Source organism: Haloarcula nitratireducens (assembly GCF_019599505.1).
This window is the reverse complement of the sequence record NZ_RKLT01000026.1, coordinates 1-21,127: the sequence shown is the minus strand read 5'-3', so window position 1 is coordinate 21,127 and position 21,127 is coordinate 1. Positions and strand designations below refer to the sequence as shown.

The 21,127-nt window shown below is 63.4% G+C and carries 20 protein-coding genes and 1 pseudogene; 9 read left to right on the top strand and 12 right to left on the bottom strand.

Features of this window, described 5'->3' with window-relative positions; all coding sequences use genetic code 11:
• The 3 genes from ilvA to EGH23_RS22955 all read left to right on the top strand — a co-directional run bounded on the left by ilvA (nucleotide 1) and on the right by EGH23_RS22955 (nucleotide 3,919).
• Entirely contained in the window at nucleotides 1–1,248 is a 1,248-nt protein-coding gene (gene ilvA, locus EGH23_RS22965; RefSeq protein ID WP_220582321.1) for a threonine ammonia-lyase, read from the top strand.
• Nucleotides 1,249–1,339: 91 nt separating this feature from the next.
• On the top strand, nucleotides 1,340–1,783 hold the full coding sequence (locus EGH23_RS22960) for a universal stress protein (RefSeq protein ID WP_220582320.1): 444 nt from the start codon (nucleotides 1,340–1,342) through the stop codon (nucleotides 1,781–1,783).
• Between the two features lie 357 nt (nucleotides 1,784–2,140).
• Nucleotides 2,141–3,919, top strand: coding sequence for a BCCT family transporter (locus EGH23_RS22955; RefSeq protein ID WP_220582319.1), 1,779 nt, complete (start codon nucleotides 2,141–2,143; stop codon nucleotides 3,917–3,919).
• A gap of 44 nt (nucleotides 3,920–3,963) precedes the next feature.
• Here the strand turns inward: EGH23_RS22955 and EGH23_RS22950 are convergent, their stop codons facing one another.
• Nucleotides 3,964–4,563, bottom strand: a complete 600-nt coding sequence (locus EGH23_RS22950) for a hypothetical protein (protein ID WP_220582318.1) — start codon at nucleotides 4,561–4,563, stop codon at nucleotides 3,964–3,966.
• 253 nt (nucleotides 4,564–4,816) lie between these two features.
• On the opposite strand from EGH23_RS22950, the gene EGH23_RS22945 reads away from it, so the two are divergent.
• Both EGH23_RS22945 and EGH23_RS22940 read left to right on the top strand, forming a co-directional pair.
• Complete coding sequence (locus tag EGH23_RS22945) at nucleotides 4,817–4,987, top strand: hypothetical protein (protein ID WP_162319288.1); 171 nt, start codon at nucleotides 4,817–4,819, stop codon at nucleotides 4,985–4,987.
• Between the two features lie 57 nt (nucleotides 4,988–5,044).
• Nucleotides 5,045–5,638 (top strand): cyclodeaminase/cyclohydrolase family protein, encoded by a 594-nt coding sequence (locus tag EGH23_RS22940; protein WP_220582317.1) that lies wholly within the window; start codon nucleotides 5,045–5,047, stop codon nucleotides 5,636–5,638.
• 49 nt (nucleotides 5,639–5,687) lie between these two features.
• Here EGH23_RS22940 and folP read toward each other — a convergent pair whose 3' ends face one another.
• Complete coding sequence (gene folP / locus EGH23_RS22935; protein ID WP_220582316.1) at nucleotides 5,688–8,075, bottom strand: dihydropteroate synthase; 2,388 nt, start codon at nucleotides 8,073–8,075, stop codon at nucleotides 5,688–5,690.
• A gap of 78 nt (nucleotides 8,076–8,153) precedes the next feature.
• Here folP and EGH23_RS22930 point away from each other — a divergent pair, with 78 nt between their 5' ends.
• Entirely contained in the window at nucleotides 8,154–9,356 is a 1,203-nt protein-coding gene (locus EGH23_RS22930) for an alanyl-tRNA editing protein (protein ID WP_220582315.1), read from the top strand.
• 144 nt (nucleotides 9,357–9,500) lie between these two features.
• A complete protein-coding gene (locus EGH23_RS22925; protein WP_220582314.1) occupies nucleotides 9,501–11,228 on the top strand; it encodes a formate--tetrahydrofolate ligase in 1,728 nt (575 codons plus the stop codon).
• 96 nt (nucleotides 11,229–11,324) lie between these two features.
• Here EGH23_RS22925 and folE read toward each other — a convergent pair whose 3' ends face one another.
• The 5 genes from folE to EGH23_RS22900 all read right to left on the bottom strand — a co-directional run bounded on the left by folE (nucleotide 11,325) and on the right by EGH23_RS22900 (nucleotide 15,221).
• Nucleotides 11,325–11,966 carry a GTP cyclohydrolase I gene (folE, locus tag EGH23_RS22920; RefSeq protein WP_220582313.1) on the bottom strand — a complete coding sequence of 214 codons (642 nt, stop codon included), beginning with the start codon at nucleotides 11,964–11,966 and terminating at the stop codon, nucleotides 11,325–11,327.
• Nucleotides 11,967–12,027: 61 nt separating this feature from the next.
• On the bottom strand, nucleotides 12,028–12,408 hold the full coding sequence (locus EGH23_RS22915; RefSeq protein WP_220582312.1) for a Rid family detoxifying hydrolase: 381 nt from the start codon (nucleotides 12,406–12,408) through the stop codon (nucleotides 12,028–12,030).
• A 91-nt stretch (nucleotides 12,409–12,499) separates the two neighbouring features.
• Nucleotides 12,500–12,913 carry an EamA family transporter gene (locus EGH23_RS22910; RefSeq protein WP_220582311.1) on the bottom strand — a complete coding sequence of 138 codons (414 nt, stop codon included), beginning with the start codon at nucleotides 12,911–12,913 and terminating at the stop codon, nucleotides 12,500–12,502.
• A 230-nt stretch (nucleotides 12,914–13,143) separates the two neighbouring features.
• Nucleotides 13,144–13,716 carry an anthranilate synthase component II gene (locus EGH23_RS22905; protein WP_220582310.1) on the bottom strand — a complete coding sequence of 191 codons (573 nt, stop codon included), beginning with the start codon at nucleotides 13,714–13,716 and terminating at the stop codon, nucleotides 13,144–13,146.
• A complete protein-coding gene (locus tag EGH23_RS22900; protein ID WP_220582309.1) occupies nucleotides 13,713–15,221 on the bottom strand; it encodes an anthranilate synthase component I family protein in 1,509 nt (502 codons plus the stop codon). The genes EGH23_RS22905 and EGH23_RS22900 overlap by 4 nt, the downstream gene beginning before the upstream one ends.
• Before the next feature lie 301 nt (nucleotides 15,222–15,522).
• Between EGH23_RS22900 and EGH23_RS22895 the strand changes: the two genes are divergently transcribed.
• Nucleotides 15,523–16,416: a bifunctional methylenetetrahydrofolate dehydrogenase/methenyltetrahydrofolate cyclohydrolase gene (locus EGH23_RS22895; protein WP_220582308.1), complete on the top strand. Its 894-nt coding sequence runs from the start codon at nucleotides 15,523–15,525 to the stop codon at nucleotides 16,414–16,416.
• Between the two features lie 75 nt (nucleotides 16,417–16,491).
• Here the strand turns inward: EGH23_RS22895 and EGH23_RS22890 are convergent, their stop codons facing one another.
• The 4 genes from EGH23_RS22890 to EGH23_RS22875 form a co-directional block, all read right to left on the bottom strand.
• Nucleotides 16,492–16,707 (bottom strand): hypothetical protein, encoded by a 216-nt coding sequence (locus EGH23_RS22890; RefSeq protein ID WP_220582307.1) that lies wholly within the window; start codon nucleotides 16,705–16,707, stop codon nucleotides 16,492–16,494.
• A gap of 124 nt (nucleotides 16,708–16,831) precedes the next feature.
• Complete coding sequence (locus EGH23_RS27340) at nucleotides 16,832–16,993, bottom strand: DUF1641 domain-containing protein (protein WP_425433269.1); 162 nt, start codon at nucleotides 16,991–16,993, stop codon at nucleotides 16,832–16,834.
• A 236-nt stretch (nucleotides 16,994–17,229) separates the two neighbouring features.
• Nucleotides 17,230–17,619, bottom strand: a complete 390-nt coding sequence (locus EGH23_RS22880; RefSeq protein ID WP_220582305.1) for a CBS domain-containing protein — start codon at nucleotides 17,617–17,619, stop codon at nucleotides 17,230–17,232.
• A 448-nt stretch (nucleotides 17,620–18,067) separates the two neighbouring features.
• Complete coding sequence (locus EGH23_RS22875) at nucleotides 18,068–18,478, bottom strand: LbetaH domain-containing protein (RefSeq protein WP_220582304.1); 411 nt, start codon at nucleotides 18,476–18,478, stop codon at nucleotides 18,068–18,070.
• Nucleotides 18,479–19,384: 906 nt separating this feature from the next.
• Between EGH23_RS22875 and EGH23_RS22870 the strand changes: the two are divergent.
• Nucleotides 19,385–20,253, top strand: a pseudogene (locus EGH23_RS22870) (IS1/IS1595 family N-terminal zinc-binding domain-containing protein).
• Between the two features lie 339 nt (nucleotides 20,254–20,592).
• On the opposite strand, the gene EGH23_RS22865 reads toward EGH23_RS22870, so the two are convergent.
• Nucleotides 20,593–20,856, bottom strand: coding sequence for a hypothetical protein (locus EGH23_RS22865; RefSeq protein WP_220582303.1), 264 nt, complete (start codon nucleotides 20,854–20,856; stop codon nucleotides 20,593–20,595).
• Nucleotides 20,857–21,127: the final 271 nt, after the last annotated feature.

The following is a 21,127-nucleotide window of genomic DNA, read 5'->3' as shown; positions in this document are numbered from 1 at the left end:
ATGACAACGACTGAATCAGACGAACTCCCGGTCACCTACGCCGCCATCGAACGCGCCCGCGAACGCCTCGACGACGACACCGTCGTCAAGCAGACGCCGGTCGAGCGGAGCTCGTCGCTCGATACGTTCGTCGGCGGCGAGGTGTACCTCAAGATGGAACACCTCCAGTGGACCGGGTCGTTCAAGACCAGAGGCGCGTACAACAAGATACGGCAGGACGTGGCCGACGGCGTCGAGGAGTTCGTCGCCGCCAGCGCGGGCAACCACGCCCAGGGCGTCGCGCTGGCCGCCACGAAATGCGGGGCCGACTCGACGATCTTCATGCCGGAGAACGCCCCGCAGACGAAGGTCGACGCGACCCGAGGCTACGGCGCGACTGTCGAGCTCGTCGGTCGGGACTTCCAGGAGACGATGGCCCGCGCACAGGAGGCCGTCGAGGGCACCGACGCCGAGTTCGTCCACGCCTACGACGACGTCGATATCATCGCCGGACAGGGGACGCTGGGCACGGAGATGTATCACGACCTCCCGGACATGGACACGGTGATCGTCCCCATCGGCGGCGGCGGCCTCATCAGCGGTATCTCGACGGCCATCAAACACCTCTCGCCGGAGACCCGCATTATCGGCGTGCAGGCGACCGGTGCCGAGACCGTCCACGAGAGCCTCGATAAGGGAATGCCGGTGACGCTGGACGAAGTCGAGACCATCGCCGACGGTATCGCCACCGGTGGCATCTCCGAGACTACCCTCCGGGTCATCGAAGCGAACGTCGACGAAGTGGTGACCGTTACGGACACCGAAATCGCACAGGCAATTCTCGTCCTGATGGAGCGAGCGAAACAGGTCGTCGAGGGCGCTGGTGCCGCCTCTGTCGCAGCCGTCCTCAGTGACGACGTGGACGTCAGCGGCGAGACGGTGATGCCGCTGCTCTGTGGCGGGAACCTCGATATGACCCAGTTACAGGAGGTGCTCATCCACGCGATGACCGAGCGCCAACAACTCCTTCGACTGCGGGTCCGTATCGACGACCGCGTCGGCGTGATGAAGGAGATCTCCGGCATCATCGCGGATTTGGGAGCGAATATCCACGACGTACGCCACGAGCGCTCCGTCGACGACCTAGATATCGGCGAGGCGTATCTCGTGTTCAACGTCGAGACCAGCGGGGCCGAACACGCCGAAGCTATCGTCGCCGCGATCCGAGACGCCGACTACCCGGTCGACAATATCGCTCAGAAGGTCTGATACGGCCCGGTCGCAGACGACCGATTCGTCTGTACGCTCCGAGGGAAAATTATTTGACAGAAGTTGCCGAAGCCAGTGTTGGGTGTTCACAATGTACGAGCATATCTTGATACCCTTCGACGGGAGCGACGAGGCACAGAAGGGGGCACGACACGGTATCGAACTGGCGGCCGAACTCGGCTCGACGGCTCACGGCCTCTACATCATCGATTTACCCGGAGTTCCTCGGGCCATGTCACTTCGAGATGACGAAGAGGACCTTCGGGAGGAGTATCGGACCTACGGCGAGGAGGTACTGTCGGAACTGGGCGATATCGCGGCGGACCACGACGTGGAGTACGAGTGGACGATACGGAGCGGGACGCCGAGCGAGGAAATCGTCGACTACGCCGACGAAGAGGGGATGGACGTGATCGTACTGGGGTCGGCCTACCGCGGCAAACTCGGGAACCTGCTCGGTGGGACTACCGATAAAGTCGTTCGGAGCGCAACCGTCCCTGTTATCACTGAGCGAATGGCAATGGACGAAGTGTAATCGTGGTACGAGCATCCGAACGGTCTGTTCTAGAACCACAACGTATCAGCAGATTTTCAGAATCGCTATCGAGATGAGTCGATTCGGCTCTGACGTGACTATAGAGTGAAGTTTTATTATAGTCCAATCAAATCATGTGTATGAGGTTGTGTAACACGCAATATTCGATTCATCACTCATCCGCGGCGACGAGAGCGCTGACCCGCCAGACGGGGTGTATGGGCCACCGAGTAGGGTTCAACCAAACAGGAACGACGGACACACGCTCCGATGCATCGGACGAATCACGAGCTGCCAACAACGATCATATGATACAACGCGGCCACTCAGCGGAAGTTCGAACTAAGGGGGTACCGTATGTCAAGAAGTGATGACACTACCGGCGAGATGTCGGACGGACTGCAGGTGGAGCTGTTCCACCCCGAGTCCGACCGAGAGCCGGGCGATACGAACATTCAGCGGTTGGGATTCGACGTGCATCCGGTCGTGTTCCCGGTGGCGCTGCTCCTCATCGCGGCGTTCATCGCCCTGACGCTGTTGGGACCGGCGGTCGGCCTCGACGTCTCGGGGGCGTACACCTGGCTGTTCGAAACCATCGGAAACACCTTCGGTTGGTTCTACCTGCTGGCGGTGAATGTCTTCATCGTCGTCTTGCTGTTCTTCGCGTTCAGCAAGTACGGCAAGATCAAGATCGGCGGCGTCAAAGCCGAGAAGGAGTTCAGCGACTTCTCGTGGATGGCGATGCTGTTCAGCGCCGGTATGGGCATCGGTCTCATGTTCTTCAGCGTCACGGAGCCGATGTTCTACTTCAACACGCCACCGAGCTACTTCGGTGTCGAAGCCGGAACTGGGTCAGCGGCCGCCGCTGCGATGGCGCAGACGTTCTTCCACTGGGGGTTCCACCCGTGGGCCACCTACGGTCTCGTCGGCCTCGGCCTCGCGTTCTTCTCGTTCAACCGCGGTCTACCGCTCACGTTCCGGTCGATATTCTGGCCCCTGCTGGGCGAGCGAATATACGGCTGGCCGGGCCACGTAATCGACCTCGTGACCGTGTTCGCGACGCTGTTCGGTCTATCGACTTCGCTGGGACTGGGCGTCGCGCAGGTCAACAGCGGCCTCAACTACGTGTTCGGCAGCGAGATGCTCGGCGTTGCAGCCATTCCGAATACCCAATTCTCGCGGGTACTACTCATCGCCGGTATCACCCTCATCGCCACGGCGTCAGTGGCGGCCGGCCTCCAGGGCGGAATCAAGCGATTGAGTACGCTTAATCTGTACCTGATGTTCGCGCTGCTCGGGTTCCTGCTGCTGGTGGGCCCGACCGTATTCATCCTCGGGACGTGGGTTGAGGGACTCGGCCTCTACTTCCAGAATATCCTCGGTCTCAGTCTCTTCACGGGCACGCTCGCCCCGGCGGCGAACGGGACGCCGACGGCCTGGACGGTGTTCTACTGGGGCTGGTGGATCGCGTGGTCGCCGTTCGTCGGGATGTTCATCGCGCGCATCTCGAAGGGGCGGTCTATCCGGGAGTTCGTGCTGGGCGTGTTGTTCCTCCCGTCGCTGTTCTCGACTATTTGGCTGTCCACTTTCGGCGGCAGTGCACTGAGCAGCGCCTTAGGTGGCGGTGCTGTACAGGCGCAGTACACCGAGTTGAGCTACGCTGCCTTCGAGACCCTCGGGATGTTCATCATGCTGAATCAGTACCCACTCGGAGCCATCTCGGGGCTGCTCGCGACGCTGCTCGTCATCACCTTCTTCGTCACTTCCTCCGACTCCGGATCGCTGGTCGTCGACCACCTGACCTCGGGTGGCAAACATGATGTGCCGAAGATACAGCGCATCTTCTGGGCGCTCGTGGAGGGGATAGTCGCCTCGCTACTGCTCATCGGCGGTGGACTGACTGCGCTCCAGACAGCCGCCATCACCACCGGACTCCCGTTCGCGGCGATCCTGTGTCTGATGTGTTATACAACCTATCTGGGGCTCAGCAACGAGTACCAGATACTCGAATCCGAGGAGTTCGCAGAGACCATCCAGGACCTCTCGGACAAGGGAGACGTCGACGTCGTCACGTCCGGTGACGAGATGGTGACAAATATCAACGAGCGGGACGAATCGGCCAGCGGGACCGATTGACTGACGCGGGAGCACGGTCTTTTTCTCTGGTCGCCCGCCGACGGCTACCGCTCGACGTCCACCGAGCGCTCGGCGTGGTACCACAGGCGCGTCGCCCCGCCGATGCCGAACGCCGCGAGGACGACCCAGACGGCGAGCCCACCGATCGCCGGGAGGACCAGCCAGCTGATAGCGCTGAGCCCCGCCCCGACGACGAGTCCGTGAGTCGGTCTGTGATGGCCCCCCAAGTCGGTGACGAGCGTGCCGACCACGAGGAACCCGAAGCCGGTCAACAGCATAATCGCGGCGAGTATACAGACGACAGCGAACCGGCCGAGCAGCGTGTCCGCGACGCCGACGCGACCCAGTTGGCTGATCCCGTAGAGACCGACGGCGAGCACGACGAGATACGCCATCAGCCCGTAGAAGACGGCTACTCCCGGGCGGTCCACGAGCGCGTCCAGCGATCGGTCGACGAACCCCTCGTGTCGATAGAGGACGGCCCCGCCGAACAGTAACACGAGCGCGAACGAACCGACTGCCCGAACCACCCCCGACGTGCCGGTGACGACCGGGAGCCCCGACGACTGTCCGGCGACCACCCCCGGGACGATGGCCAGCAGCGACAGTCCCGCGGTCAGACGACGGCTGACACTTAATATCACGTCCCGGTGTTTCGGTCGATACGGGGAAAAACTATCGCCGGCGCTGTGGCGTCTGTGCGCCGCAGACGGCTCGTATATGACCATTCCCGTCTCTCGGAACCGGATGACGTAGGGCTAGCGACGCCCCGCGTCTAACGCCTCTCAGGGGCGGCCCGCACGCGGTGTCGATACCACCGAGAACCCGCGCATTTCTACCGGAGCCGGTGAAATCCACAAACTATTCACTGTAGGACCCGTTTATCAGGCCGAGACGATGGTCGAACTGATTCCGACGGGGCTGGCGCTGCTGGCCGCCGGACTGATGCTCGCCGGGCTCGTCGCCATGACTGTCGGGAACCTGCGGGCGGCCGGGTTCAGCTTCCTGAGCGCCAGTCTGGTCATCTACCTCCGGGAGACCCGCTACCGCCAGCCGGCCGCGAAATAGGGTGCTCGCGTCGGCGGTGGCGAAAAGGCTTACTCGGCGGCGCGACCAGCCACGGACATGCCCGACGACCGCATCGCCGACCGAACCATCGACTCGTTCCTCTCAGGAGTCGCCGCTTCGGCGGTCGCTCCGAGCGCTGGCGCTGTCGCCGCCGTGACCGGCTCGATGGGCGCTGCCCTCTGTGAGATGGTCGCCATCCACACGAGCGATCCCACAGCGTCGCTGGCGGACGCTCGCCACGGCCTCGCAGCCGATCGGGAGCGCCTACTCGATCTGGCCGACGAGGACGCCGCCGCCGTCGATACCGTCCAGACAGCTTTCGAAGACGGGTCCGATGCGGACCACCCGCAGGCGGCGCTCCAGCGAGCCACGGCGGTACCGTTACGAATCGCGGAAGCCTGTGCGACCGTCGTCGAACACGCCGTCGCCGTCGCCGAGGAGGGGACTCGGAACGCGGTGGTCGACGTGGCCGTGGGGGCGCGGATCGCGCGGACCGCGCTGTCGTCGGCCGCGACTATCGTCCGGGAGAACCTCGACCTCGTCGACAGCGACTCGTTCGTCACGGACGCGCGGCGACGGCTCGACGACGCGGAAGAAGCGGCCGACGCGGCACTCGAGGCGGTCGCGGCGGGCACCGGCGTCCAAGGATAGCGAGTACACGCGTGGCCGTCCGTGCGGGAAACACAAAATGTGAATTCGCCTACGTATCGGTGGTCGCACCGACGGCCCGGACCGCCGCCGCGTTCTCCGCTACGTCGTGGACGCGGATCACGTCGGCCCCGCGCTCGGCCGCCATCGCCGTCACCGCGAGCGTCGGCGAGAGGCCGTCGCCGTCCGCACAGTCGACGCGTTCGAACATCGACTTCCGGGAGTGGCCGACCATCACGGAACAGCCCAGCGCGGCGAATTCCGGAAGCCGGTCGACCAGTTCAAACGATTCGTCGGCGTCCTTCCCGAATCCGCAACCGGGGTCGACGATTATCTGTTCCCGGTTGATGCCGGCCCGCCGGGCCAGCAGGACCTGCTCGCAGAGGTCCCGTATCACGTCGTCTACCACGTCGTCGTACATCCGCGAGCGGTCGGGGTCGACCGGCGCGGAGAGACTGTGCATTAACACGAGCGAGGCGTCGTGATCGGCGACGACGAACCGCATCTCCGGGTCCGAGAGGCCGGACACGTCGTTGACGATGTCGGCACCGGCCGCTAACGCCGCGTCCGCGACGGCGGCCTTCCGCGTGTCAACAGAGATCGGCACGTCGAGTTCGGCGAGCGCTTCGACGACGGGGACGACCCGCTCGATTTCCCGCTCCGCCGACACCGGTTCGGCTCCCGGGCGGGTGCTCTCGCCGCCCACGTCGACGATGTCGGCCCCGTTCGTAACCATCTCCTCCGCTCGTCGGACGGCCGCGTCGAAGCCGTCGTACTCGCCGCCGTCGTGGAAGCTGTCGGGTGTGACGTTCAGGATGCCCATCACGGCCGTCCCATCAGTGTCGAAGGGCCCCGGCGACTCATCGAACGTGTCCCGGAGACGGTCGGCCACGTGTTCCAGGCCCAGACCGTCCGCTTCGATGGCGTCGGCGAGTCCCCGCAACTGCGCCACCGTCCCCGAGAGGACCGTCGCCACGAACTTCCCGGGCGCGCCCGTTGCCGACCGATGGCAGTCGCCGCCGAGAGCCCTCAGACGTTCGGCGACCCGCTCGGCCTGCTCGGGCCGGAGGTACGTCGTCAGGACGTGGTGGTCTACGTCGCCGGCGGTCGTCTCGGCGAACGTCGCGCCGCCGAGCGCACCCCGTTCGCTGGGTGGTCGACCGTGGTCCTTCGAGACGAGGAGACGCGTCCATCGGTCCCGCGCCTCGGCGACGGCGTACAGCGAGCCGGCGACGAGGACCGCGTCGTTCTCGCTGGCGTCCGAGAGCGCGCGCTGGACGGCTTCCGGGACGGACGCGATCCGCTCGGTAGTCGCCGCGTGACCGTCGAAGGCGGTGGCGAGCGTCTCGACATCCGCGGCCCGGTCGACCCCGGGTCGGGAGAGGTAGACCGTCTCTATCGGCGGCAGCGCGGCGGCCATCTCGTCGTGGTTCTTGTCCGACATCGCCCCGAACACTAGCCGCAGGTCGTCGTACTCGAAACGGTCGAGTACGTCGCGGAGCGTCGCCATCGCACCGGGGTTGTGGGAGCCGTCGAGGACGGTTAACGGGTTGGTATCGACGATCTCGAACCGGCCGGGAATCGTCGCCTTCCGGAGCCCGGCCGCGATCTGTCCGGCGTCGATGTCGGCGACCTGTCGGGCGAGCGCCGCGGCGACGCCGGCGTTGGTCGCCTGGTGTTCGCCGAGCAGCTGCAGGTGCGTCTCCAATGCCCAGTCGGAACCGGTGATAGACACCTCGTTCTCGACGTCCGAGCGCATCCCGTTCTCGACTGCCACTACGTCCGCCTCGCTCGGCCCGACGGTGACCACCTCCGTCTGTGTGCGGACCGCATCAAGCGCGTCGCCGGTCGCGCCGGTCACCAGCGGCGTGTCGGTCGGTGCGACCTGTGCCTTGTCGCGGGCGATCTCCTCGACGGTGTCCCCGAGGAGGTCCGTGTGCTCTAAGCTGACGCTCGTGACGGCGCTGGCGACCGGGTCGACAGCGCTGGTCGCATCGTATCGCCCTCCGATACCCACTTCCAGAATCGCGACGTCGACGCCCTCGCGGCCGAAGTGGTCGAGGGCTAGCGCCGTCACCACCTCGAAGTGAGTGGGGGCGTCGTCGTCGGCCCGGAGTCGGTCGAGACACGGTTCGATACGGTCGACGAACGAGACGACGCGGGATTTCGGCACCGGATGACCGTTGACGCGGACCTGCTCGCGGAAACCGTTGAGGGCAGGAGAGGTGAACACGCCGACATCGAGGCCCGCCGTCCGAAGCACCGATTCGAGCATCCGGCACGTGCTTCCCTTCCCGTTCGATCCGGCTATCTGCACGCAATCGATTCCCGCTTGCGGGTCTCCAAGGTGGGAGAGCATCCGCGCCGTCGTCTCGGTCCCCAGCTTCGGCCGCCGGCGCTGTAGGGACTGGAGACGGTCAGCCGCCTCGTGGTACTGCATACCACATATCGTTGGGCGGACCTTGATTAAGCTGTTGCCAGCGGGCCATTTATGCCCGGGCGAACCGACACCTCACACATGACCGACGACACAGGGAACCTCGCGGCCGAGCGGCCGTACGTGACGGCGTTCGAGGCGGCGGTCACCGGCGTCGACGGCCGAGACGTGACGCTCGACCAGACGTACTTCTACCCCGAGGGCGGCGGCCAACCGGCCGACCACGGTACCCTCGGCGGCGTTGAGGTCGCCGACGTGCAGAAGCGGGACGACGCGACCGTCCACACGCTCGCGGCCGACCCGTCGTTCGAGGCCGGTGACACCGTCGAAGGCGAACTCGACGAGGCGTTCCGGACGTACAGTATGCGGGCACACACGGCGAGCCACGTCGTCTACGGCGTCGGTCGACGACTCATTGACGGCCACGGATACGGCGGGTTCGACATCGGCGAAGACACCGTGCGACTAGACTTCGACGTCGAGGGCGACGCCGACGACGTGGACGCGCTCGACTTCCAACGACGAGCCAACGAGGCCGTCTGGGACGACCGAGCGGTCGGCTGGTACGAGATGGACGCCGACGAAGCCAGGGCCAACGACGATATCGTCTTCAACCTTCGCGACGACGCCGACGCGGCAGAGACGGTCCGTATCGTCGAGATCGACGGCTGGGACGTCTCCGCCTGCGGCGGTACGCACGTCGGGACGACGAGCGAGATCGGTCCGGTATCGGTGCTCGGGGTCTCGAATCCGGGCGCTGACCTCCTGCGGGTCGAGTTCGCCGTCGGCCCCACGGCCATCCGTCGGGGGGTCGAGACGCGCCGGAACGCGGCCCGCGCCGCCGAGACGCTGGACACGAGCGTCGGGGACCTCCCGGAACGCGCCGAGGGTCTGCTGTCGGAGAACGAGGCGCTACGAGATGAACGGGACGAACTGCGGGAACGAGTACTCGACGCGCGGATAGCGAGCCTCTCGGCGGACTCGGTAGCCCGCGATGGCGAGGAGTGGGTCGTCGGCACCGTCGAGAGCGTCGGTCCGAACGCGGTGTCGGACCGCCTGCGAGCGCGCGATCTGCCCGCCGACGTGGTCGCCCTCGTCGGCCGCGACGGAGCCACGTTCATCGTCGTCGGGACGGGCGGCGAGACGGACGCCAACGAGGTGATCGACGAGGTGACCGAGGAGTTCGGCGGCGGTGGCGGCGGCCAGCCGACGCTCGCACAGGGCGGCGGCCTCGACGCCGAACCGCGGACTGTCGTCGACTTCCTCCGGTCGGACGCGGAGTGAGGGGTCGGCTCGCGAAAGCTCTTCGTATTTCGAATCCGACACGACGAGGGCCGCTCTCGGCGGCGGCTTCGGGAAACTTATCGTATATTGCAACTGTCACCTACGCGAACATTCTTTGGGTGGGACGGGGAATCACCATGTGAAATGTCTTCACCCGATGAGAGTCACGAGCCGATTCCGACGGACTACGACATCGCCCAGTCAACGGACATGGAACCGATATGGGAACTCGTCGAACCGTGGGGACTCGGCCTCGATGACCTCCAGTACTACGGCGAATACACGGCGAAAGTCAAACACCACGCCATCGACCGACTCCGGGAGCAGGCCACTGACAACAAGGGGAACCTCGTCCTCGTGACTGGGATGACCCCGACGCCGAAAGGCGAGGGGAAAACCGTCACGACAGTCGGTCTCGGGCAGACGCTCAACCACCTCGGCGAGGACGCGATGATAGCCATCCGCGAACCATCCCTCGGACCGGTGTTCGGCGTGAAAGGCGGCGCGGCCGGCGGCGGCCGCTCGCAGGTACTGCCGATGGAGGAGATCAACCTCCATTTCACCGGCGACCTGCACGCGCTCACGTCGGCGCACAATCTCATCGCGGCGATGCTCGACGCGCGGCTCTCCCAGGGCAACGATCTCGATATCAACGTCAACGACGTGGCCTGGAAGCGCTCGCTGGACATGAACGACCGAGCGCTGCGCGAGACGGTCGTAGGGCTGGGCGGTGAGTCCGGCGGGACGCCGCGAGAAGACGGCTTCAAACTGACCGCAGCCTCCGAGCTGATGGCCGTCCTCTGTCTCGCGGAGGACCTCGGCGACTTGAAAGAGCGCATCGCGCGCATCATCGTCGCCTACGATACCGACGGCGAGCCGATAACCGTCGACGACATCGAAGCCACTGGGCCCGCGGCGATGCTGCTGAAGGACGCCCTGAAGCCGAACATTGTCCAGACTGTGGAGGGGACGCCCGCGTTCGTCCACGGTGGCCCCTTCGCGAACATCGCCCACGGGACGAACTCGCTCATCGCCGACAAGGCCGCCTTCGGCATGGGCGATTATCTCGTCACGGAAGCGGGATTCGGGTCGGACCTGGGCGCCGAGAAGTTCATGAACATCGTCTGCCGGCTGGGAGACATGACGCCCAACGCGGTCGTACTGGTCTCCTCAATCCGGGCGCTGCAGTACCACGGCCTCGATCAGTGGCCGGTCGATTTCGACGAAATCGAGGAGTCTGGCGTCGATGCCGTCGAGGCCGGCTTCGAGAACCTCGACCGCCACGTCTCGAACCTCCGGCAGTTCGGCGTCCCGGTCGTCGTGGCGCTCAACCGCTTCCCGGACGACACCGACGACGAGGTCCAGGCGGTACTCGACCACTGTCGGGACGACCTCGGCGTGCGCGTGGCCGAGTCCGAGGTCTTCGAGAAGGGCAGCGAGGGCGGCGAAGCCCTCGGCGAACACGTCATCAGCGCCGTCGACGAGAGCGACGAGGACGACTTCGAGTACCTCTACGACGACGAGGCCCCCATCAAGGAGAAGATAGAGACCGTCGCGACCGAGATCTACGGCGCGGACGGCGTGAAGTTCACCGGGAGCGCGCTGGACGACATCGAACGCATGGAAGACCTGGGCTTCGGCGACTACCCGGTCTGCATGTCGAAGACGTTCCACTCGTTCAGCGACGACGCGAGCAAGAAGGGCGCACCGGAGGGCTGGGAGCTGGAGATTAGCGAGGTGTACCCCTCGGCGGGTGCCGGCTTTATCGTCGCACTCACCGCGGACGCGCTGACCATGCCCGGTCTGCCAGCCCGTCCGGCGGCCGCCGATATGGACATCGACGAGGACGGAGATATTTCCGGCCTGTTCTGACACCGCAGGCGGGTCGTACGAACCGCTATCGCTATTTCTTCAACCGACCGCACGCCGTCGCGCGCTCGATTCGATACAGAACTACAGCGGTCCGTCTCAGTAGCCGCCGTCGGTCGTGGCGCTCCTGCGTCGCACTGCCTGGCGGAACTGTTCGCGGTCGCGGTCGGTGACGTCGCCGACCCGCTTGGTCGTCGTCGTCTCCGTCGACGCTTCGACGCCGCGCATCTGCTCGCACATGTGCGTGGCGGTCACTTTGACGATGACAGCGCTGGCTCCCAGTTCGTCGGCCAATCCCGTCGCGATGTCGGTGGTCAACTCCTCCTGGGTCGTTAGCCGACGGCTCTGCCAGCGGACGTAGCGGATGAGCTTCGAGAGACCGACCATCGACTCGCCGGGTCGATACGCGACGTGTGCGACCCCGTGGAACGGCAGCAGGTGGTGCTCGCACATGCTGTACAGCGGAATGTCCTGTTTTACGACGAGGCTGTCGGTCTCCGCCTCGAACGTCCGCATAGTCGGTTTCTCCTCGGGCCGCATCCCCTCGGTGAGCGTCTCCAACATCGCCGGCACGCGTCGGTGCCACGTGTCGTAGACGCCCGTCTCGTCGGGGTCGCGTCCCACGGCTTCGAGGAGGAGGCGAGCGCCTCGCTGTGCTTTCTGTTCGTCGAACCCGGCCATCGGACCGGTCGTCTCGCCGCTACTGTTCGAGTAGTCGGCCCGCTGTTCCTGCGAATCCATCACGTCAACCAAGCGGGACGGAGAGCATAAAACTGCTGTCGGCGCGTCCCGATCGGCGGCTTCACTCCGTCGTCGCGATGGCTTCGATCTCGACCGCCGCGCCCTTGGGGACGGCCCCGGCACCGACGGCGCTGCGAGCGGGCGGGTCCTCGTCGAAGAACTCGCTGTAGGCCTCGTTGAACGCGTCGAAGTCGTCGATATCGTCGAGGTACACCGTCGTCTTCAGGACGTCGTCCAGCGAGAGGTCTTCGGACTGGAGAATCGCCTCGACGTTACGCATGCACTGTCGGGTCTGGTCGGCCACGGACTCGCCGTCGAGTAGGTCGCCGTCTGCCGTCAGCGGCAACTGACCGGCCGTGATGAGGAGACTGCCGTTGACTGTCGCCTGACTGTACGCGCCGACCGCCGCCGGCGCATCGTCGGTACTGATGGTTCGCTTCACGGTCGTCCGTTCTCCGTGACCCGGCATAAATCCCGGGAGGAGGGTCGAGAACCCCGTCCCGTCAGGTCGCTAATCAATTGTGGACGGAAGGTTACTGGTTGATGACGACGATCGCGGCGACGGCCAGCCCGATTCCGGCCACTTTGTTCGCCGAGAGCGGTTCGCCGAACGCGACGGTGCTGATGAGCGCCGCCGTGACGAAGTACATCCCGCCGATGGTCGAGACAACGGCCGTTGGCCCGACAGTCACGCCGATGAACGTGGACACGACGCCGACGGCGGCCGCGATACCGGCGATACCGGCGGACAGGAGGCCGCGGTTAGTGACCGCCAGCGAGGCGTCGGAGACAAGGACGAACAGGCCGGTGGCGACGGCGGCCGTGGCGTAAGAGATGAACGCCGCCGTCTCCGGGTCTATACTATTCGAGGCCACGTCGCCGGAAATTATCCAGAATCCCCACGCGATCATCGTTCCGAGACCGAATAGGACGGCTGAAGTGTTCATCGTCGACTCATCGCAGCCGTCGTTCTTATTCCCGTTGGTACGTCCTGTCGCCGCTATCGCGCTCGCAGCCGAGCCGCGTGTCCGGCAGTACGACGGTATCCGTGTCGAGTGTCACGCCACGGCTCTACAGGCGGAGCAGGCCGAGTGCCTCGGGGTCGTTCGAGACGGCTTTGCCGTCTCGTGATGACGAGAGAGCGGCGCTCTCTCGAACCACTTGACCCCGAGGCGGTTCACGCGCCGGCGATGTCACGGCAGAAGTTCTCGACGATGCGCTTCCCGGCGTCCGTGAGGATGCTCTCCGGATGGAACTGCACGCCGAAGTGGGGTCGGTTAAGGTGACGGACCCCCATCACGATACCCTGATCGTCGTTCGTGTGGGCGGTCTCGGTCAACACCTCGGGCAGGTCCGCGCGTTCGACCGCGAGCGAGTGGTACCGGCCCACTTCGAACGGATCGTCGACGCCGTCGTACAGCGCGGTACCGTCGTGGCGTACCGCTGAGGGTTTGCCGTGGACGATTTCGGGGGCGTGACCGACGGCCGCCCCGTGGGCCGCACAGAGCGCCTGGTGGCCGAGACAGACGCCGAGCGTCGGATACTCCGTCTCGGCGAAGATGTCGATAGAAATGCCGGCGTCGGCTGGCGTCCCCGGGCCGGGCGAGACAACGATGCCGTCCGGGTCGAGTTCGCGGATGTCCGACACGTCGACGGCGTCGTTGCGCCGGACGGCCACCTCGTCGAAGGTCCCGACGTACTGGACGAGGTTGTACGCGAAGGAGTCGTAGTTGTCGACGATGAGTATCATCGCACTTCCCCCATCGGGTCGGCGGCGCGCTCGACGGCGAACGAGCCCTGCTCGCCGAGCGCCTCGTCGACGGCCGTCACCAGCGCCCGGGCCTTGTCCAGCGTCTCCTGATACTCTCGTTCGGGCACAGAATCGTGGACAACGCCGCCGCCGACCCGGAGCCGATACTCCCCCTCGTGGCGGACCAGCGTCCGAATAGTCATGTTCAGCGTCGCCCGACCGTCGAAGCCGAAGACCCCGATGCTCCCGGTGTAAGGCCCCCGCCGGGTCCGCTCGACCTCGTCGATGATCTCCATCGTTCGGGGCTTCGGGGCACCGGTGACGGTGCCGCCGGGGAAGACCGCCGCCACGGCGTCGGCGATGCTCGCGTCGTCTCGTAACTGTCCCTCCACGAGCGAGACGAGGTGCATCACCTCCGAGTAGCGGTCGACGCGGCGGTACTCGGCCACGTCGACAGTGCCGTACTCGCTGACCTTCCCGAGGTCGTTGCGTTCGAGGTCGACCAGCATCGCGTGTTCGGCCCGCTCCTTCTCGTCGGTAGTGAGATCGCGTTCGAGGTCGGCGTCTTCGGCCGAGGTATCGCCGCGGGGACGGGTCCCAGCGATGGGTTCGGTGAGCAGGCGGTCGCCGTCGACGTCCAACAGGAGCTCCGGGCTGGCGCTGACGAGGTCGACGCCCGGGAACTCCAACAGCGCCGAGTACGGTGCCGGATTGACCCGACGGAGCGCGGCGAACGTCTCGACGGGATGGACCAACCCGGGCGCTACCAGCCGGTGGGAGACGTTCGTCTGGAACGTATCGCCGTCGCGGACGTACCGCTGTATCTGCTCGACCCGGTCGGCGTAGGCCGCCTCGCCGCATTCGCTCTCGAATGTGGCCTGTCGCGTGGACGACGGCCGCGCCCGGACGCCGCGCTCGCCGCCAAGTGCCGACGCCGCGAGCGTTTCGGCCCGCTCGACGCCCGCCTCGTACGCCGCGGCCGGCGATTCCTCAACGATGGGACAGGCCGTGACGCGGAGTTCGGTCTCGTCCCCTCGGGGTTCCTCCCACGCGGCGACGCAGTCGAAGACACCCAACTGGAGCCGCGGGAGCCCGTCCGAAGTCGTCGTGTCGGGCAGGTCTTCCAGCTCCCGCGCGATGTCGTAAGAGAGCCAGCCGAATGCACCGCAGGGGTAGGGCACCTCGCAGTCGCCTCGAGCGAGACGCTCGCGGTCGAGCAGGGCGTCGATGGCAGCGATGCTGGGACCCGTGTCGCCACGCGGCGACGCCCGCGGCCCGACCTGCACTCGTTCGACCGGGTCGATGCCGAAGTACCCCCAGCCGGACTGCCCGCCGGTCGTCTCGAAGTAAAAGCCGTCGGCGCGGTGTTCGCGGGCGCGGCGGTACGCCTCGAACGGGTCAGCGACGGTGACTCTGACTTCGACGGGGACGCGCGCCCCGGGCGGGGCTGACCGCGCCGTTTCCGTAAACGATGCCTCGTCGGTGACGATCGCGATATCAGTCATTGGATGCGTTCCTCCGCGGGAACCTGTCGGTCCCAGCGTCGATTACGTGAATACACTACGGACGCCGACAAAAACCTTGCGTGAGTGTCGCATACGCTCACGGATGACGACGGTTCCGGCACGATTCCACGAATATCGGAGTCGAAAACCCACCGGGGTTTCAACGGGTGGACTATTCCACGTCGGAGCCTATGCTCCCCCGCCCGGTGGCGGACACCAGAGCGCTCGGTATCGCGCTGGCGTCAGCACTCAACGGGAGCGACGCAACGGAGTGCGATACCGAGATGTCGACTACAAAACAATGACCACGATAATCGACGGTAACGAGATAGCGGACTCGATACAGACGGACGTGCGGGCGTCCGTCGAGACGCTGACCGACGCGGGCGTCCAGCCGGGACTGGCGACCGTGCTGATGAGCGAGGACGGCGCGAGCGAGACGTACGTCTCGATGAAGCAACGGGCCTGTGAGGAGCTTGGCATCGAAGGGTCTCACCACGAGATCAGTCCCGACGCGTCGGCGGACGTGCTGTTCGATCGCATCGACGATCTGAACGCGGACCCGTCGGTCCACGGCATCCTCGTGCAGATGCCCGTGCCCGACCATGTCGAGAAGCGAGCGGTGCTGGAGCGCATCGACCCGGTGAAAGACGTTGACGGCTTCCACCCGGAGAACGTCGGCCGACTCGTCGCGGGGAACGCCCGGTACAAACCCTGCACCCCCCACGGCGTCCAGAAGATCCTGGCCGCCGAAGGCATCGAGACCAGCGGGAAAGACGCGGTGGTCGTCGGCCGCTCGGACATCGTCGGCAAGCCGATGGCGAACCTCCTCATCCAGTACGGCGAGGGCGGGAACGCGACGGCGACGGTGTGTCACTCCCGAACGAAGGACCTCACCGAGAAGACCCGACAGGCAGACCTTCTCGTGGCCGCAGCGGGCGTCCCCGAGATGATCGACGGCGACATGATAAAGGAGGGCGCGACGGTCGTCGACGTGGGTATCAACCGCGTGGACGCCGACAACGACAAGGGCTACGAGTTGGTCGGTGACGTGGAGTTCGAGAGCGCGAAGGAGCGAGCGGGCGCTATCACGCCGGTTCCCGGCGGCGTCGGACCGCTCACCATCGCGATGCTCATGTACAACACGGTCGAGGCAGCGAGCCTCCAATCGGACGTGCCCGTCGATCTGCCGTAGGCGCTCCGCTCGTCGGGGCTCTCGTAGCGGTTTCCCGATATTCGCCGAGACCGTCTCGGCGAACTACCAAATGGCCTACGACAGTCCCGTTCGGTACACTTCGACCGCCCCGCACTCGGGGCACAGTACCTCGACCTCACCGGCCGTCTCGCTCGATTCCTCCACGACGTTGTGTCCCACAGCACACTGACGGTGCATGTACACTTCGTGGTCCGCGTGCTCGTCGAGCAGTAGGTCGCCCGATTCGCCGCTGAACACGAGCCCGTGGCAGAAGTAGCATTCTCCGTCCATACACGCGGTATCGTGACCCACGATAAAATAAGTACGCCGGGGCGGACCTGGGCACGAGCGGCGGAGCCGACCGCACAGAGCGGCCAGATCGTCGCGGGCGGTGGTGTCGCTCGCTACCGCGTCGCTATCGATTCCCGACTCGGCGGCCTAGAGCCTCGAGCAACGTAACGAGGTAACCCAGTCCGGCCCGGACGTCTCTCGTTCGGAGCGCGGGAACAGTACTGAGAAACCCCATCGATTCTGCGTCACGCTGGGCTGCGCTGAAGGCTCCGACGGACCCGTTCATCCCCTCGACGGCGTTCTCGTCGACAGCGACTGTCGAGGGGGGATCGAGGCCCGAACACATCGTATCAGCTGTTCGATATCTCGTGTTTCAAGCGCAACGGTAGTCGACCGCGGATCGTCAGTCGTCGTGCGGAGACGGCGTTCGGTCGCCTCCGCTCTCCGGTGCACCCCGCGAGGCGGTGACTCGACCGGAACCGCGGCAGTCGCCGTCCGCACTTGCGGTTACCCCGCGTCGTGTTACAGCGAGCGCTCTCCGGAGAGGTGAGCAGTGACGTCTGTCGAGGAAATCATACCCACGTAGTCGTCCTCGACGACTGGGAGGTGATCGATGCGAAATGTCTCCATCATCGCCGCCGTCTCGTTCAGACTGAGGCTGGGCGGCACCGTCTCGATGGATTCGGTCATGACGTCAGCGACGTTAAGCCGAGAGGTATCTCTCTCCCGAGCGACGGCGTCGAGGACGTCCGTGCTCGTAACGATCGACGGCGGTGCGGTCGTCACGAGCAGCGCACCGATTTCCTTCGCTCGCATCGCTTTCGCGGCGTCGACGAGGTCGGTGTCCGGTTCGATTGTCTCCAGAGGTGTCGTCATGACGTCCGCGACGACGGTTCGTTCGTGCGTCTCCATACTCCCGGCTTGCGGTCGCAACTGTGTTGAAACTTCTCCCGAGGGGCAGTGACAAGGTACTGACGGCGTGAAACACCCAGAACCTTCGCTCACCATCCACGTATCGAGGCGTGTACTACTGTAACAGACCCGGAATGGTGCCTAGTGAGACACGGCACCATAGTATGCCAGATGGGACCCGTTAGATTCGTTATGGACTACGACACTCACTGGCCGCGGGTCCGGATGGACGGAGGAGCGAAGGCCATATAAAACCAAGTCGGGAGAACTGAACGGGTTTATATCGGTCGAGCGAATCGCGCCTCGGCCGGTTGTAACACCCCGTCGACGCGTCGTTCACCGCCGCTTCACCGCCATTTAATACCGCGTACAAATCGGTGTGAGAATTTAACCGCGAAGGGACTAGAGTCGTCGATACGATGGAGCGTTCCACGCGTCCGGCTACCGGTCAAGCAGCACCGAGCGTCGCACAGTCGACGAGTTGTCCGAAGTGCGGCACAGAACTGAAACAGCGGGCGGGAACCGGCATCTGCGGTTCCTGCAACTGGGTACAACAGTTCCCCGCGGACTGACTTGACTCGGACGGCGGCCGGAGTCGATCGGTGATCCTTCGCTCCTGTGTCGGGTGGTCGCTGACGTACACCTGTGTGTCGTCCGGAACGTCCTCGGTAACCCACGAGTCGGCACCGATGCTGAGTGGTCGCCGATATGGGATAGCGTCTGTACCCTTTTTCAATATGTACTCGTCGTTTTCATCCTCTTCAAAGCGGAGGGCGCTGGGTGTCACGTCTTGATAGATATGGACCCAGCCGTCGATGGCCGTGGTTTCGCCGATAACGACACCAGTGTCGTAGTCCATGATGAAATATTCACCAATTCAGAGCCCGAATAGATTCGATGGCGGTCTCGGTCCTGGCGTATTCCGTCAGTTCCAAGATGCCAGCGACAATGTCTGATGGACTTTCGTTAACGTACGGTCGGATACCAGCATAAAACAGGCTACCAAGGTCACCGATCACGTCGAGAACAGCCAGTTCGTCCCGGAGCAGGTTGACGGCGTTCCAGCACGCCGGGAAGAATTTCGAACTTCGCGGTGATGTTCTCAGTACCGAATCTCTGTCCAACTCAATGACCAACGGTGTGACTGTCTCGATCGATGAACAGGCCGTACAGGTCGCCGATTGCGAACTCGTTATGACAGCGATTTTTCGTATCAAGTCGGATATCGACCGAATGACGGCAGGAAGCGATTTTCGAGGTTCAGCGAGCCCCAGACTTGAACAGCGCACGCGTTTTTCTCTGTGAGAACTCAACGTTCTTGAACACAGACTACACGAAATTGACGATGCTTAGCAGTTTGTCCGACGGAGGGTCATCGCCGAGTGCAACTGCCAGCGCACTGCTGACGGTTCTTAGTTCTCTCCGCTATACGAGTGCGTTTGTCGGCAGGTAGGCGTCGAATCTTATTAGCGAAGATACAACTGGCAGATACCATATGATTACTCAGATAGATTGTCACTAGAATTGAATAACATATGTACTTTTGGTAGATAAAATTCGCAAAATTGCGGGAGCTCTCAGAGACTGCACCGGTCACAACCAGCTACTGTCAAGAGCGCTGTTAACTATTCTCGGAGTAATCATAAGTAGGAAAGCGACGAGCCAGCGGCGACTCTCGATGAGGCTCTTCTAAAGGAGCTTCTTGGTAGCGGGAACAGCGGCTGAAAGTCGAAGAGGTGAGGGCACCGCTGGTGCAGTGCCCGATGTGTTCCCAATGAGTCGGTTCGTGTCGGAATCGGCTGTAGCGGACCTACTGGAACAGGTTCGCTGGTGTGGTAGTGTCTCATTCTCCCGTAGCCGTTCTACCCTGATAGTCAGAAACGGCAGCTATCAGGTGCCCCAGCGGTATTTGTGTAAGAATTGTGGTTGGACATTCAGCGACAAAACTGGCACGATTTTCGCCCACTCGAGGTTCACACTGACAGAGTGGTACTTCCCCGATCTACGTCTTCTTACGGTTCAACACGAGTATTTGTCAGATTGAGGGGGGACTCAACGTTTCCTACAGGACGGAGAGACGGCGCGTCAAGCGCTTGACACGCCTTCGATCACGCTGTCCGGCCGGTCGAAATTGGCGAAGTGTACGTATCTGCCGGTCCCAAAGGCCACGAGCGCGACTCCTGATCGGACTCGGTTGGGCGGTCTACACGCGAACGGGGGTTCATACGACGGCGATAAACAACTGGTGTTCACCTTAGTCGAGCGTAGTTTGGGCAATCGAGACATCATCCCAGCGAAATGCGCAGACGAAGCGACCTTTCGACTCCTAGTGGCGACCACGATCGAGAGTCACTGACCGCCTACACGGACGAATTTCGGCCCTATGAGCCGCTAGAGGACGACGACGAGTTCAACCGCAAATATGTGTCACGGTGATGGTGGATACACTGGCGGCGATGTACGCGTGAACACCTACGAGAACTACGCGTCGCTGACGCGACGGTGGCTCCCGCCTCACGGCGGAGTCTCAAAAGACCAGTTAACGCCGGATCTCAGCACGTTTCGCTCCGCTGCGGACTCTACAGAAAACCAGGCGATGAAGCGTACAAATATACTCTCGACGCTGTCCTCTGAAAGTTAACGAATTCTATCCCTAAGAGCGTTCTATTGAACCCGAATATATGCTACTAATTGCAAAATTTGCGCGTATAATCTACAACTATGTCTCTATCTGAGCCTAATATATAGGTATAATTTGGTACTGTCTAGTTAGCGGAAATTGAGAGAAGGAGGAATATTTAATATCTTATCATATTAGATAATACTAAAAATTCAGATTATATAGTTATAGTACTAAGTATTAATAAAGATATCCGAGAGTTCGATTCACTTCGGAAACGGTTCTGACGGCAAGTGATAGCTACGGGTAACACCCCAATAGGCACTAGAAGTGCTTTTGCAGGTCGTGACGAATTAGAAAGGTATACACACAATCCAAAGTTCGCTGTGGGCCAGGGTGGGAATTTGCCATCGACTGACAGCGTCATCATCTGCAACTGATTCTAGCGGGTTCGTTGCCACCGGCTTCAGACTAATTCTTGCGAGGTAGAAGCATATCTTGTATCTGTATACTGTATACATATCACTGCAAACGACTTCCATAGTTGAAGCAGCATCTCCCTGCGATACTGACTCGAAGGTCTCCTCGTTGTGATACGCCTGTTGTTGGGAACCCATGTCACGCACCTCCTCCCCTAACAGTTGCCGACTGTTCATCGCGGGCTCATAGGTGTACCACATCTCGTCGATTTCTGTATCTCGACCAGCAGGAGGCAGGCTCAGATGCTTATGCCGAGGTCGTCCGAGACTGCCCGGCATATTGTGATTCCGAGAGAGTGTCGCTCTCTCGAACCACGTGCCCAAGGCGGTTCACCGCTCCTCGCGTGGCGGCAGTTCGACACCGCAGTACCGACAGAACCGCATCGGCGCGCGTGGTTTCTCCCGCCCT